Origin of the sequence: Treponema zioleckii (genome assembly GCF_014737315.1) — a bacterium.
In the GTDB taxonomy this organism is placed as follows: domain Bacteria; phylum Spirochaetota; class Spirochaetia; order Treponematales; family Treponemataceae; genus Treponema_D; species Treponema_D zioleckii.
Genome location: NZ_JPUF01000015.1, coordinates 46,011 through 59,652, shown reverse-complemented (window position 1 = coordinate 59,652; position 13,642 = coordinate 46,011). Strand labels below are relative to the sequence as shown.

The window sequence follows — 13,642 nt, the reverse complement described above, 5'->3', positions numbered from 1 at the left end:
GTGCAGACCTCTCCACTTCGGTCGAGGTGACAGAAAAAAAATACTGTCGTTGTGACAGAAAAAAACGCTGTTGTTGTGACAGGAAAACACTGCCGTTATGACAGAAAAAACGCTGTCATTTCGACTGTAGCGAAGCGGAATGGAGAAATCTGCCTTCCGACGGAATGCGTGCAGACCTCTCCACTTCGGTCGAGGTGACAGAAAAAAAACTGCCGTTGTGACAGAAAAAACGCTGTCGGTGTGACAGAAAAAAATTACTGTCGAGATGACACTACAAGTTTACTAGGAGGATTTTATGGTAGATTACACAGAAGGTTCTGGAAAACAATATCACACAGGAGTGGGACCGGGAGACGTTGGAGAATACGTTATTCTTCCGGGCGACCCAAAACGCTGCGCAAAAATCGCGGAGCACTTTGACAACGCAAAACTCGTTGCCGACGTTCGCGAGTACACAACTTACACAGGAACACTGGACGGCGTAAAAGTTAGCGTCACATCAACAGGAATCGGAGGTCCGTCTGCTTCAATCGCGATTGACGAGCTTTCAAAAGTGGGCGCAAAAACTTTTATTCGCGTAGGAACTTGCGGCGGAATGCAGGAAGACGTTCTGGGCGGCGACATTGTAATCGCAACTGGAGCAATCCGAATGGAAGGAACAAGCCGAGAATTCGCTCCGATTGAATTTCCGGCAGTGCCAGACTTGGACGTTACGAATGCGCTCGTTCAGGCTGCAAAAAATCTCGGAATCAGAAATCATCATGGAGTCGTTCAGTGCAAAGACTCATTCTTTGGTCAGCACGAGCCAGAAATCATGCCGGTAAGCTACGAGCTTGAAAACAAATGGCAAGCCTGGCTCCGTTTGGGTTGTCTTGCCTCTGAGATGGAAAGTGCTGCACTCTTCGTTGCAGGAAGTTTTCTTAAAGTGCGCGTAGGTTCATGCTTCCTCGTTGTTGCAAATCAGGAGCGGGCAAAAAAAGGTCTTGAAAACAAGCAGGCTCACGACACGGAACTTGCAATTAAAACCGCTGTTGAAGCAATGAGACTTTTAATCAAGCAGGACAACGCAAAATGAAAAAAACAGGACTTGTACTTGAAGGCGGTGCACTAAGGGCAATGTTCAGCTGCGGCGTAACCGACGTTCTGATGGAAAACGGAATAACTTTCGACGGAATGATTGGTGTGTCCGCAGGCGCATGCTTTGGCTGCAACGTAAAATCAAAGCAAAACGGGCGGGCAATAAGGTTCAACATGAAATACGCTGGCGACAAACGCTATTGCAGCTGGCAATCGTTCCTGAAAACCGGCAACATGTTCAATCAGGAATTCGGCTATCACACGATTCCTTACGAACTCGACCCGTTCGATTTTAAAGCCTTCAAGGCAAATCCAATGGAATTCTACGCGGTGGCAACAGACGTTACCACGGGATTTCCGGTCTACAAAAAAATCAGCGACCTTGACGAGAACGGCCCGGACAACGGTATGAAGTGGCTCAGGGCATCTGCGGCAATGCCGCTGGTTCAAAAAGTAGTCCAAATTGACGGTCTAAAACTTTTGGACGGCGGAAGTTCGGATTCAATTCCTCTAAAACATTTTGAAAATTTGGGCTACACAAAAAATGTTGTAATTCTTACCCAGCCAAGAGATTTTGTAAAAAAGCCGAACAGTGCGATTTTGCTTATGAAAATTCTTTTGCACAAATATCCGAATTTTATAAAAACAATGCAAAATCGCCACGAAATGTACAACGAGCAAACAAAATACGTTTTTGAACAAGAAAAAATCGGAAACGTTTTAGTCATTTGTCCGGAAAAATCGCTGGGAATTTCAAGAACAGAAAAGAATCCCGGCGAACTAAAAAGAATTTACGAAGAAGGTCGAAAAACAGCCCTCGACCAACTGGAAAAAATCAGAAAATTTGTGGCAGGATAAATGCCACGGTGTCCGCATTAGTTGTAAGTGTAAAAAAATTGTCTGCACTACCGTAAAAAACGTTTTTGTTCACGCGGTGCAAGGAAAATTATTAACGCCGCAAAGCGGCTCACCTTGCAAACGTTCACAAAAGCCGTTTTTTTACTCTCGTTCCGACAATTTTTTTGTCAACTTTCCTATAATGCGGAACCCCTGGAACAAAAAAGGAGACAAAAAATGAGCAAAGATTTTAAAAGTCTAAAAAGAATCCTCATGCCAATCGTTTTGGTTTTTGCGTTCATCATCGTAATGGGAAACGCATTCACCGTCGTTGAACCGAGCGAGCGAGCCGTATTGGTAACATTAGGACAAGTTTCTGGCGGAATCTTGGAACCTGGAATGCACTTCCACACGCCATTCATCAGCCAAATCAAAAAATACTCTGTCGTTCCTCGCGAACTTAACGTTACGTTCTCTGTAGGACAGGACGGCGCACTCACAAAAGACGCGCAGACAGTCGGAACTCAGGTTGCAGTTTTCTTCCGATACGACGAGAGCAAAATCCTTGACGCAATCACAAAATACAACAATTCCATGCTCGAAAACGCAATTACCAGAAGCCTTGTTGCCTGCGTAAAAGAAGCCGTAGGAAAATATTCGATTTACGAGCTTGTTGAAAATCAGGACCACATTACGCAGACTGTAGCTTCAAGCTTAAAAGACAAACTCAAAGATTACCCGATTGAAGTGACTCAGCTCACAATCTCAAACTGGGACTGGAGCGACGATTTTGACAAACAGATTAAAGAGACAATGAACCGCACTCAGCAGGTTCGTCAGGCAGAACAGGATTTGAAGCTCGCCCAGACCAACGCACAAAAGCAAGTTGCCGAAGCAGAAGCCGCAAAAAAGGCAGCCGAACAGACCGCCGAAGCAGATTTGATAAAAGCACAGAAAGCCGCAGAAGCAAAACAGGTTGAAGCAGACGCACTCGCCTACTACAACGCAAAAGTCGCACAGAACTATAACGTCGAAATAAAACTCAAGGAACTTGAAATCGAACTTGAACGCGCAAAAAAATGGGACGGACGGGAAGTTCCTAATTACATTCCGATTACAGCCGCAGGAACAATGGTTGACGTTGGAAAGAACTAACTAAGGGTGGTCACGGATTGTACATTATAAAGTTGTAAGTGCAAAAAATTGTCTGCACTACCGTAAGCAATCTAAAGTGACCACCTCAGTTTTGCTTGCAAAACTAATAGGAACGACAAAACCTATTATGTAGATTGAAAGCAATCTAAACTGCATCCTCAGTTTTGCTTGCAAAACTGATAGGAACGACAAAACCGATTATGCAGATTGAAAGCAATCTAAACTGCATCCTCAATTTTGCTTGCAAAACTGACAGGAACGACAAAACCTATTATGGAGATTGAAAGCAATCTAAACTGCATCCTCAGTTTTGCTTGCAAAACTGATAGGAACGACAAAACCGATTATGCAGATTGAAAGCAATCTAAACTGCATCCTCAGTTTTGCTTGCAAAACTGATAGGAACGACAAAACCGATTATGTAGATTGAAAGCAAAATATTGTCGTTCCCCATTTCGGAGTTTTTATGAATAAAAAAATATTCACGCTCATTTTGGCCGCAACAGTATTTTTAAGTTCATGTGCGAGCACAAAACTAGAACAAAATCAAAAAGATTTAGGCAAAACAAAAAACGCACAATCATTTTCCGAAGAAATCACATTCACGGCGCTGCCAAATTGGGAAGTAGAAAAACTCGGCAAAAAATCATTCGGACTTTTTCTCTTCTATAAAATTTCGTCCGCATCAAACGAAACAATCATCATCGCAAGTGCCGACGAAATGAAAGGAATTCCCGACGGCTTCACCACAAAACAAGCCCTTACAGAAAGCAAAAAATACTTTGCAAAAACGGCAAAAATCCTAAACGAAACTTCCGACACAGTTATTTATCTTGAAAACAATCTTATTTACATCACACGCTTAATCGTAAAAAATCAAAAATTATATATGATTCATGGTCTTCTTCCCCAAAAACATGCAGTTATCTATCAAAAACTCATGCTGGAATCAATTGCCTCAGTAAAAATCAACTAAAGCGCACCACCTCGCATATTTTGCTTTGCGCTTCGCAAAATATTTCTTTTCTAACGGCAAGAATCTTACTATATTTGAACAGAGAAAATACCGCTTACCGGAGGAAAATATGGCAGAACAAAACGAGAAACTCAAAAAGGAAATGCTCGTTTCGGATATCGTAATGACTCACCCTGAACTTGTGGACCCACTTATGCAAATGGGAATGCACTGCATAAGCTGCTACGCTTCGCAAATGGAAACGCTTGAAGAAGCAGCAATGGTTCACGGCTTGAACCCAGACGAAGTTATTGAAGATTTGAATGATTTTTTGACTGCTGAAAACAGCCCGAACGAAAACTAAATTATAGTAGGAATCGGCAATTGTAAATGGGGCTATCGAATTAGGGAAAAAAACACGGTGGTTGAGCATGTCGAAACCACAAAAGATAGTGTTGTTGGTCATTTCGACAGTCTCACCCCAGTTGTTCAGTTTTGTCATGCAAAACTGATAGGAACGACAATGTAAGCTTTGGCGAAGCTCAAAGTGACTGTTGCCGTTTTCCTGACACAGATGGGGCACAGATTTTTTTATCTGTGTCCTATCACCGTTAATCTGTGTTCATCCGTGTCAAAATTTATGCAAACTTCATTATTTCATCAATTCTTTGTATTTTTTTGCGAGGCGTGCGGATTTCTTTGCCGCAAGACCGCAATAGTTTGCAGGATTCTCAAAGAATGACGCAGGATTTTCAACACCGAGCTTTTCAAGCTGAGCCGTAATATCCGCAAATTCCTTTTCGTGAGTTTTTAGCACTTCAAAGAACGTCTTTCCTGATTTTTCTGCTTCCAAAGTGATTTTTCGGATTACCTCGTGACCGTCATTGTATCCGGCCTCACCCAAAAGAATGTACGCAGGCTCAGCAAGAACACCACCCTTAACTTTTCCGCCGGCATTCTGCAAATTTCGAGCCATTCCTTCTTTGTCCGCCTGCAAACCTTTTACTACAGAATTCATGCGGGCAACGGCCATCGTAAATCCTGCAACGTAGTCAGAAATGAATCTCTGAGAAGCAGAATTCGTCAAATCACGCTGATGCTCAGAAATCTGGTCCATGTAGAACGTGATTACGCGAGGGCACATTGCCTTCCACAAAGATTTTACGTGCTCACTGTTCCACGGATTTCGTTTTTGCGGCATTGTAGAAGAGCCAACCTGAGTAGCCGAGAAGTATTCAAAAACCTCACCGATTTCTGAACGCTGCAAGTTTCGTAAATCGTCTGCAAGGTTCGCGATGATTCCGAAAGCCACGTTCATCTCCAAAAGAAGGCGAAGAACATGCTCTGGCTCAACAAGCTGATTTGAATATTCAGAAGGCTTCAATCCCAAAAATTCAGTGTAGATTCGCTCAAGTTCCTCAGGGTCTTTTACAATCATCGAAGGGCCGTTGTAGCTTCCTACCGGGCCTGCAAGTTTTCCAACGAGCTGATTAGAAAGTTCCTCGATTCTTAGGATAGATTTTCCGAGGCGAGAAACGAATTCTGCAATTGACCAACCGAAAGTAATCGGAACGGCGTGCTGACCGTGAGTGCGACCAACTTGCGGAGTAGCAGACTCGCGCTCAGCAATGTCGCAAAGATAATTCTCAAGTTTTTTAAGTTCTGGTAAAACAACGTTTTGTGTAACATCCCGCATTCTGCAAGAAAGCGCTGTATCAAGAATATCAACAGAGGTTGCCCCCAAATGAATCAAAGGGCCGATTTCGGCATTCACTTTGGTCTTCATTACGTTTACGAGGGCACGAATATTGTGCTTGGTCTTTTCTTCCTCAACGTAAACTTCTTCAGGGTCAATTTTAGAAGCAACATCGTCAAGTTCTTTGGCGAGAGCGTCCGTAAGCTGACCTCTGACTTTTAAGTGGGCCTTTACGAGTGCTGATTCACATTTTGCGCAAGAGCGAACAGAAGCCTGTTCAGAAATGTACTGCGAAAGTCCGTCAAAAACCGCTTTTTCAGAAAGTGAATAACGGTGATCGATACATGAGAGATTCTCAAAAATGTTACGTGTTTCCATAATTGTTTTTAGTATACTGAAATAAGAAGTGAGCGACAACGACAGCAAGAAGCAAGCGTATTATAAACTTGCAGGCGTAAAAAAATCTGTTGGGCGTCCGTTGCGGCGTTTCAAAAAAAATGATGGCTGAGCTTTAGAGGTATCCGACTCGCTATCGCTCGCGACGCTCAGAATCATTTTTTTACCCCGCCTCCACTACCGCCCAACAGATTTTTTGTCAACTTTCGATTTATAATATGATTGCAAAAATTAGAAGTAAAAATATTGAAAAAATCTTTAAAATAAATTTGACTAATTCAGAATTCCATCTTAAAATACACTTAACCTACGAGTGATTCAAGTCTAAAAGTCCCTACAAAAAATCGTTTTATAAAAATCCGTAGTTTTATTCTGATTTCTTTTTTGGAGGCGAACTATGCAGTTTTTCTTAGAGCGTGTTTTTTATTTGGGCTTGGCTATGATTATGCTTTCAGGATGTGTGATTCACTAAAATTCGGAATGTGGCTCACAAAGTTTTTGTTAACTAGACCTGTTCGATAATTTCCATCCATGGCATGGAAACGCAGGGACGTCCAAAAAGTGTTGCCGTGCAGATTCTGTTCGGAATGACGCTATGCAACGAACTTATTGGACGATCCCATGCATTTTTTACAGGCTTTTGCGCAGGTCTAGTCTTCTTCGCCCATGTAGTAGGTTTTGATTGGCGGGAATCCGTTGAATTCTACGCTTGCGTAAGTTCCCGTGTATGCGCCTGTGGTGAGCCAATAAAGTTTGTCCCCTGCTTTGAGGCTCAGCGGAAGCTTGTATTTAAAATCCTCATACATAATATCCGCACTGTCGCAAGTAGGGCCTGCAAGAATCACCTCGCCCTCTTTTTCGCCCGGAACCTGATTTTCGGCAATTACAGGATATTTCATGGCTTCGTCCATTGTCTCAATGAGTCCGTTGAATTTTCCTGAATCCTGATAAACCCATCGCTGGAGAGCTGTGTTGTTCTTTCGACTTATGAGCACAACTTCAGAAGTCAAAATTCCGCTGTCTCCCACAAGTGAACGGCCTGGCTCCAAGATGATTTTTGGAACATCATCGCCAAAGTCATCTTTTAGGTAGCGAGTAATTTCGGAAGCGTAGTCCGAAAGCTCGTTAGTCGGCTGAATGTAATGAGCTGGGAATCCACCGCCCATGTTAATCATCTGCAATTTGATTCCTTCCTCTTCTTCTATAGAAGAAAAAAGATAAGTAGCCTTTGCAATCGCATCGTTCCAAGAACCAATGTCGCGCTGCTGAGATCCAACGTGGAAAGAAACTCCGTAAGGCTCAAGACCAAGATTCTTTGCCATTACGAGCAAATCGTAAGCCATGTCTGGGTGGCAGCCAAACTTGCGGCTCAAAGGCCAGTCTGCAGTCTGAGTGTTCTCAACCAACATTCGAACGTAGATTTTAGAGCCTGGAGCGTATTCTGCAATGTTTTTTAAGTCGTCTTTTGAATCTGTGGCAAAAAGACGAACTCCGTTTTCATAAAAATATTTTACGTCGCGGGCTTTTTTGATTGTGTTTCCGTAAGAAAGCCTGTCACCAGAAATTCCCAAAGCAAGAACCTTATCAAGCTCGTAGCGGGAAGCGATGTCGAAATTAGAGCCTAAATCTGCGAGCATTTTTAAAACTGGCTCGCCAGGACAAGACTTTACGGCATAGTAGATACTTGCGTAAGGAAAAGATTTACGTAAGTCAAGAAAGTTTTGCTTAATCTTTTTGAGATTAATCACAACATTTGGAGTTTCCAACCCTTTTGAAAACTCAATAAAACGATTCCAGTCAGAATCTGAAACGTAGTCCTCACGATTGAACATAGAGACCACCCTTAAAAAAATGGAAATTGTAAAACATGCGGTTTTCTGCAACCCATTTTCCGCATAAGGGAACAATATAAAATAAAAGTTTTTTACAAACAAGATATTTTCTAGCTTTTTTTTCGATTTTTTTTAACATTTTTCCTTTTCTGAAAACCAGTTAAAATTCATTTTAAACAGAATTGAAAATATGGCAGTTTGAGGCGACAGGCCCCCCACGGTCATTTCGACTGGAGCGAAGCGGAATGGAGAAATCTACTTCCCGACGAAAGGCGTACAGACCTCTCCACTTCGGTCGAGGTGACAGGAATCCTACGGACGAGGGAACAGGAGTACTACGGTTCGAGGCGAATGGAATACTCCCGGTTTGAGGGGAGAGGAACACTACGGTTTGAGGGGACAGAAATACTACGGGCGAGGCGAATGGAATACCCACAGTCGAGGCGACAGGCCCCCACGGTCATTTCGACTGGAGCGAAGCGGAATGGAGAAATCTGCCTTCCGACGAAAGGCGTGCAGACCTCTCCACTTCGGTCGAGGTGACAGGAATTCTATGCTCGACGTGATAGGACTCCTGCGGTTCGAGGGACAGAAATACCCACGGGCGAGGCGACAGGAATACCCGCGGTCATTTCGACTGGAGCGAAGCGGAATGGAGAAATCTACCTTCCGACGAAAGGTGTGCAGACCTCTCCACTTCGGTCGAGGTGACAGGAATCCTACGGTTCGAGGGTCAGGAATACTACGGGCGAGGCGAATGGAATACCCACATTCAAGGGGAGAGGAATGCCGCTGACATTTTGACGGCAAGGACTTTAGATAGCCAATTTCTGAATGACAGCGCAAGTTCAGCCTGTTTTTCTGCAGATTTTCCGTTGCATTTAAGAGCATTTTATGATACGGTTAACGCACAGTTTTGACGCAAAGACGCGAGAACGAATCTTTACGCTAAAACTTGTTTTTTTTTAGTTTTTTAAAAATAGTTTTAAGGAGATGTTGATGGAAACATTCGACCTGATTCTTCAGAAAATCAACAGCGTTGTCTGCGGATTGCCGACAATCATTCTGATTCTTGTGACGGGATTTCTGCTCACAATCCGGCTTAGAGGCTTGCAGTTCAGAAAACTCGGTCTTGCATTCAAATCGATTTTTCAGGAAAAAGATGAGAACGCGCATGGAGAAGTTTCGCCGTTCGGCGCGCTCTGCACTGCACTTTCTGCCACAATCGGAACTGGAAACATCGTCGGAGTTGCGACTGCAATCTGCACGGGCGGACCTGGCGCACTTTTTTGGATGTGGCTCGCGGCCCTTGTGGGTATCGCTACGAAATATTCTGAATGTATGCTCGCGCTAAAATATCGCGAAAAAAAAGAGGACGGTCACATTCTTGGAGGTCCATTCTGCACGATTGAAAAAGGAATGGGAAAAAAATGGAAGTGGCTTGCGGTTCTCTTTGCCATTTTTGGCGTACTTGCCGGAATTATGGGAATCGGTACGATTACGCAGATAAACGGAATCACTTCGGCAGTAAAAAATGCAATCGACCCAGAAAGTTTGCACACTGTTTCGATTTTTGGGGCAGACTATTCGATTTCTGTCGTAATCTCCGGAATTCTCGTAACGATTTTTACGGCTCTCGTAATCATCGGCGGGTTAAGAAGAATCTCGAAAGTTGCGGAAGTTATCGTTCCTGCAATGGCTTTGATTTACGTTTTCCTCGGTCTTTCGGTTTTGATTATGAACATGACTAGAATTCCAGAAGCTCTCTCCGTGATTTTAAAATCTGCTTTTGGCTGGCAGGCTGCCACTGGCGGTGCTACAGGATTCTGTGTGGCTCAAGTAATTTCTTCAATGCAAAAAGGCGTTGCACGAGGAATCTTCTCGAACGAGGCGGGTCTTGGTTCAGCTCCAATCGCGGCTTGTACGGCTCAGGTTCAGGAACCTGTTGAACAAGGCTTGGTTTCTATGCTCGGAACGTTCATAGACACAATCATCGTCTGTTCTATGACAGGTCTTGCAATCGTAATCGCGTTCTTTACGGACGGAGCGACAGGCGTTGGCGACTTAGAAGGCGTTGCGGTAACTTCTGGAGCATTCTCAAAAGTTCTTGGCGGAGACGGGCGCTCGGTTCAGTTTTTAATCATGCTCTGTTTGATTTTCTTTGCGTTCACAACGATTTTGGGCTGGAACTATTATTCTGAGCGATGTCTTGAATATCTTACGAACGGAAAGATGAAAATCGTAAAAGCGTTCAGGGTTCTTTACATTTTGGCGGTTTTTGTTGGGCCGTATCTTACTGTAAAGGAAGTTTGGGAAATCGCTGATATTACGAACTGTCTCATGGCGATTCCGAACTGTATTTCGCTCATCGTTTTGAGCGGTGTTTGTGCAAGAACAACACACGAATATTTTGCAAAAAGTTGATGAATCACGAAATTAGCTTACAGGTGTAAAAATCTTATGGGCAGTAGCGAAGGCAAAGCATTTTCTGAAGCGCCGTAGCGTATGCCCATAAGATTTTAAACAACTTTCACACTTCACACTTCACACTTCATAATTCATAATTCACAATTCACAATTTCCTCTTTCAATTTATAAAAAAATTGGCATATAATTTGGTTATGTATCATTTTATCGTAAATATCCACGGCGGAAGCGGAAAGGCTTTTTTGCAGTGGAACAAAATCAGAGAGCTTTTAAAAGAAAAAAATATTGAATACATCACTCACGTTCCGCTTCGGGTCGGACATGCGGAGCAGATTGCACGAGACGTTTCAAAGCTTGACGAAAGCGATATAAAAATCGTCGTTGTTGGCGGCGACGGAACCATAAATGAGGTTCTTAACGGAATCGAGGATTTTTCTAAAATCAAATTGGGATTAATTCCAACTGGGTCTGGAAACGATTTTTCGCGGGGCTTGAATTTGCCTCGGCACAATTACAAAAAGGCACTGAATTTGATTCTCAATTCAACTGGCGACAAAAAAATCGATTTGGGTAAGGCCGAAATTGAGGAAAGTGGACTTTCGGATGAAAGAATCGTTCACAAAAGCAGAATTTTCGGAATCAGTTCTGGTTTTGGACTTGATGCGATTGTCGGTACAGAAATCAACACTTCAAAAATCAAAAAGGTCTTGAACTACATAAAAATGGGAAAACTTAGCTACGCGTTTTTGACGGTTTACACGCTGTTCAAAATGCGGACTCAGACCGTAACGCTAAAATTTGATGATGAAGAGCCAAAAAGTTTCTCAAAAATGATTTTTATGGCGATTATGAATTTTAAAGCGGAAGGCGGCGGCGTTCCAATGGCTCCGTTCGCAAGCGGCTTTGACGGCGAACTTAGTTTTTGCATGGCGGCGGGGATTCCAAAACTTCTCACATTTTTTGCATTCCCGTTTCTTTTGATGGGCAAACAGAAAATCTTTAAGTCGTTCACTCTAAGAAACTTTAAGAGTCTCGAAGTAACTTCAAACAGTTCGACAATCTGTCACACAGACGGTGAGCTTATGGGCAACGTCGCAAAAATAAAATACACGACATTACCGGCAAAACTCACTGTGCTTGTGTAAAAATGCACTCAGAAAAATCAGCTCTCCCGTTAGCTACGGCGAAAGAGCAGATTTTTGTTTTGATTTTCCTTATAAAGCACGTTTTTTACTAAAAAAATCTAGTTAAGGTACTTCGTGATTTCCTCGGTAAGAAGAGGAATGAGCTGCTTTTTGCGACTCACGACATCTTTTAAATAATAGATGTTGTCATCCTCGGTCTTTTGAAAGTTCACATACGGCAAGAAACGCTCGTCACTCGCAATGAGCATGATTGAGCTGAGTTTAGTAATATCCGTAACGAGCAAAACAGAGAAAAGCCCTCCATGACTTCGGCGCGTAATCTCAAGTTCCGCAAGGAATTCGTCTTTTCGCTCCATAATCTCGTCTGGGTCATCAACTTCAATCTGGCTTACGGTGTAAATGAGTTTTCCGTTGTTCTCGCTGTATTCCTTCATATCTTGCCCAATAACATCGGTTGCTTTGCGGCCAGTTATGCGGCTGCCGGCAGAAATAATTTCCTGGCCGAGCGTCTGGATTTCTTGCCCAGAAATTACAGAAAGATACTCCGCAACCTCGCGGTCAATGTCAGTGGTTGTGGCAGATTGCAAAATCAATGTGTCGCTCAAAATTCCGCACAAAAGAATCTGAGCCATTTCAACAGGAATCGAAACGTGCTTTTCGCGGAAAAGATTCGCAATTTGAGTTGCTGTTGAACCGACCGGACGGTTTACAAAAGTAATCGGATACTTTGTTGCCATAACGCCGATTCTGTGGTGGTCAATAATCTCGCGGATTCTGTAATTCTCGATTCCGTCAACAGCCTGGCTCATCTCGTTGTGGTCTACCAGCGAAACCTGAATTTTCGGTTCGTGCAACAAATCATTCTCGCTGATTGTTCCGATGAGTTTTCCGGTGTCATCAACAACTGGAAGCGAATGACTTGGGCTTTCGTGCAAAAGCGGCTTGATTTTTTTGACTGGTGAAAAAACGCCAACTGGCTTTATGGAAGAATCCGACATTACAAAAACAGGAGTTGAGTAAACAACGAGCATCGCCGTAGAAATCGTGTCGAACGAGCTTACAAGAAGCGATGTGCCGTTTTTTCGAGCTTTTTCAATGAGTTCTTTTCGAGGAATTTTTCCGCCCGAAACGACGAGAAGCGAGATTTTTTTGTCGATTGCGTATTCCTGAACGTCCTCGCGGTCACCAGTAACAATAATCACGTTCTCTGAAAGATGCGCGTCCAAAGTCGTTTTAAAGGAGTCGAATTTTGCAGCGCCGACCATTACGGAGAATTTTTTGATTGAATCCTGGTCAGACATTTCGATTGGCTGACTGTTGATTGTTTCGTTTACAAGTTTGACGCTGGTTTTTACGGTAATGTGGTGCTCCGGGTTCAGCGTCTCAAGGATGTTTTTTGAAAACGCGTTGTAATGAAGGAGCGATTTGTAATTTCCGTTCGAATCAACGACCGGCATAACCATGAGTTTTTCTTTTTGCATTACGTTGAATGCGTGCCAAAGTGAGCAAAATTCGTCAACAGTTTTGCAGCCTTCGTTCATGTAGTAGGCTGCCTTAGGATACAAATCAGGAATGTACTCTGGAGGTTCGATTTTGAATTTCTTAAAAATGTACTCAGTCTGTGGAGAAAGTTTTCCGGCTCTCGCCGCTTTGTAGTCTGTTTCGCCAAGGAGGTTCTTTAGTTTGGCGAATGCTGTGGCAGATACGATTGAATCCGTGTCTGGATTCTTGTGCCCAAAAACATAAGTTGTCTTTTTCATGCCAACGATTATAGCACGTTTTTTGACAAAAAGGAAACGCAATTAATCAACTTTTAGATTTATAAGTACAAGCCTGCGCGGAAAGCACGCGGAACGCTAAAAACTGAACTTTTTGCCTAAAAATAAAATCTGTGCGTTTCCATTTTTAAGTGCGAGCCTACGAAGCGAACACAAAGCGGACTTTCGATGTTGACGCTGTGCTTGTCGCGGAAACATCGAAAACACCTGCAAAGTGCCTACACCAGAGCGCGAGCTTTTCCGTAAGGAAAAATCACGGGAAACGCACATAGTCAACCAAAAAGTTATAAATCTAACCTGCAGCGTTTCCATAAACGCACATAGCCAACCAAAAAAATTATAAG

Annotated in this window: 10 protein-coding genes; 7 read left to right on the top strand and 3 right to left on the bottom strand. The window is 43.1% G+C overall.

Annotated elements, in window-relative coordinates; all coding sequences use genetic code 11:
* Window positions 1-295: 295 nt before the first annotated feature.
* From udp to JI65_RS05715, 5 genes are all read left to right on the top strand, one after another.
* Window positions 296-1,075 (top strand): uridine phosphorylase, encoded by a 780-nt coding sequence (udp, locus tag JI65_RS05735; protein ID WP_191014427.1) that lies wholly within the window; start codon window positions 296-298, stop codon window positions 1,073-1,075.
* Window positions 1,072-1,935 carry a patatin-like phospholipase family protein gene (locus JI65_RS05730; RefSeq protein ID WP_191014426.1) on the top strand — a complete coding sequence of 288 codons (864 nt, stop codon included), beginning with the start codon at window positions 1,072-1,074 and terminating at the stop codon, window positions 1,933-1,935. Before udp ends, JI65_RS05730 begins: the two co-directional genes overlap by 4 nt.
* Window positions 1,936-2,151: 216 nt before the next feature.
* Window positions 2,152-3,069, top strand: coding sequence for a prohibitin family protein (locus tag JI65_RS05725; RefSeq protein ID WP_191014425.1), 918 nt, complete (start codon window positions 2,152-2,154; stop codon window positions 3,067-3,069).
* 466 nt (window positions 3,070-3,535) lie between these two features.
* Complete coding sequence (locus JI65_RS05720) at window positions 3,536-4,045, top strand: hypothetical protein (RefSeq protein ID WP_191014424.1); 510 nt, start codon at window positions 3,536-3,538, stop codon at window positions 4,043-4,045.
* 109 nt (window positions 4,046-4,154) lie between these two features.
* Window positions 4,155-4,388 (top strand): DUF1858 domain-containing protein, encoded by a 234-nt coding sequence (locus tag JI65_RS05715; RefSeq protein WP_191014423.1) that lies wholly within the window; start codon window positions 4,155-4,157, stop codon window positions 4,386-4,388.
* Between the two features lie 288 nt (window positions 4,389-4,676).
* On the opposite strand, the gene JI65_RS05710 is transcribed toward JI65_RS05715, so the two are convergent.
* Complete coding sequence (locus JI65_RS05710) at window positions 4,677-6,098, bottom strand: lyase family protein (RefSeq protein WP_191014422.1); 1,422 nt, start codon at window positions 6,096-6,098, stop codon at window positions 4,677-4,679.
* Between the two features lie 668 nt (window positions 6,099-6,766).
* Window positions 6,767-7,948 (bottom strand): type III PLP-dependent enzyme, encoded by a 1,182-nt coding sequence (locus JI65_RS05705; RefSeq protein WP_191014421.1) that lies wholly within the window; start codon window positions 7,946-7,948, stop codon window positions 6,767-6,769.
* Between the two features lie 999 nt (window positions 7,949-8,947).
* Between JI65_RS05705 and JI65_RS05700 the strand changes: the two genes are divergently transcribed.
* A complete protein-coding gene (locus JI65_RS05700) occupies window positions 8,948-10,372 on the top strand; it encodes an alanine/glycine:cation symporter family protein (protein WP_191014420.1) in 1,425 nt (474 codons plus the stop codon).
* A gap of 197 nt (window positions 10,373-10,569) precedes the next feature.
* A complete protein-coding gene (locus tag JI65_RS05695) occupies window positions 10,570-11,520 on the top strand; it encodes a diacylglycerol/lipid kinase family protein (protein WP_191014419.1) in 951 nt (316 codons plus the stop codon).
* A gap of 98 nt (window positions 11,521-11,618) precedes the next feature.
* Here the strand turns inward: JI65_RS05695 and JI65_RS05690 are convergent, their stop codons facing one another.
* Window positions 11,619-13,280: a putative manganese-dependent inorganic diphosphatase gene (locus JI65_RS05690; RefSeq protein ID WP_191014418.1), complete on the bottom strand. Its 1,662-nt coding sequence runs from the start codon at window positions 13,278-13,280 to the stop codon at window positions 11,619-11,621.
* Between the last annotated feature and the right edge of the window lie 362 nt (window positions 13,281-13,642).

Excerpts from the sequence above, each read along its gene's own strand:
- JI65_RS05715 (WP_191014423.1), top strand. The coding sequence starts at position 4,155 with ATGGCAGAACAAAACGAGAAACTCAAAAAGGAAATGCTCGTTTCGGAT.
- JI65_RS05725 (WP_191014425.1), top strand. The coding sequence starts at position 2,152 with ATGAGCAAAGATTTTAAAAGTCTAAAAAGAATCCTCATGCCAATCGTT.
- udp (WP_191014427.1), top strand. The coding sequence starts at position 296 with ATGGTAGATTACACAGAAGGTTCTGGAAAACAATATCACACAGGAGTG.
- JI65_RS05730 (WP_191014426.1), top strand. The coding sequence starts at position 1,072 with ATGAAAAAAACAGGACTTGTACTTGAAGGCGGTGCACTAAGGGCAATG.
- JI65_RS05720 (WP_191014424.1), top strand. The coding sequence starts at position 3,536 with ATGAATAAAAAAATATTCACGCTCATTTTGGCCGCAACAGTATTTTTA.
- JI65_RS05690 (WP_191014418.1), bottom strand. The coding sequence starts at position 13,280 with ATGAAAAAGACAACTTATGTTTTTGGGCACAAGAATCCAGACACGGAT.
- JI65_RS05700 (WP_191014420.1), top strand. The coding sequence starts at position 8,948 with ATGGAAACATTCGACCTGATTCTTCAGAAAATCAACAGCGTTGTCTGC.
- JI65_RS05705 (WP_191014421.1), bottom strand. The coding sequence starts at position 7,948 with ATGTTCAATCGTGAGGACTACGTTTCAGATTCTGACTGGAATCGTTTT.
- JI65_RS05695 (WP_191014419.1), top strand. The coding sequence starts at position 10,570 with ATGTATCATTTTATCGTAAATATCCACGGCGGAAGCGGAAAGGCTTTT.
- JI65_RS05710 (WP_191014422.1), bottom strand. The coding sequence starts at position 6,098 with ATGGAAACACGTAACATTTTTGAGAATCTCTCATGTATCGATCACCGT.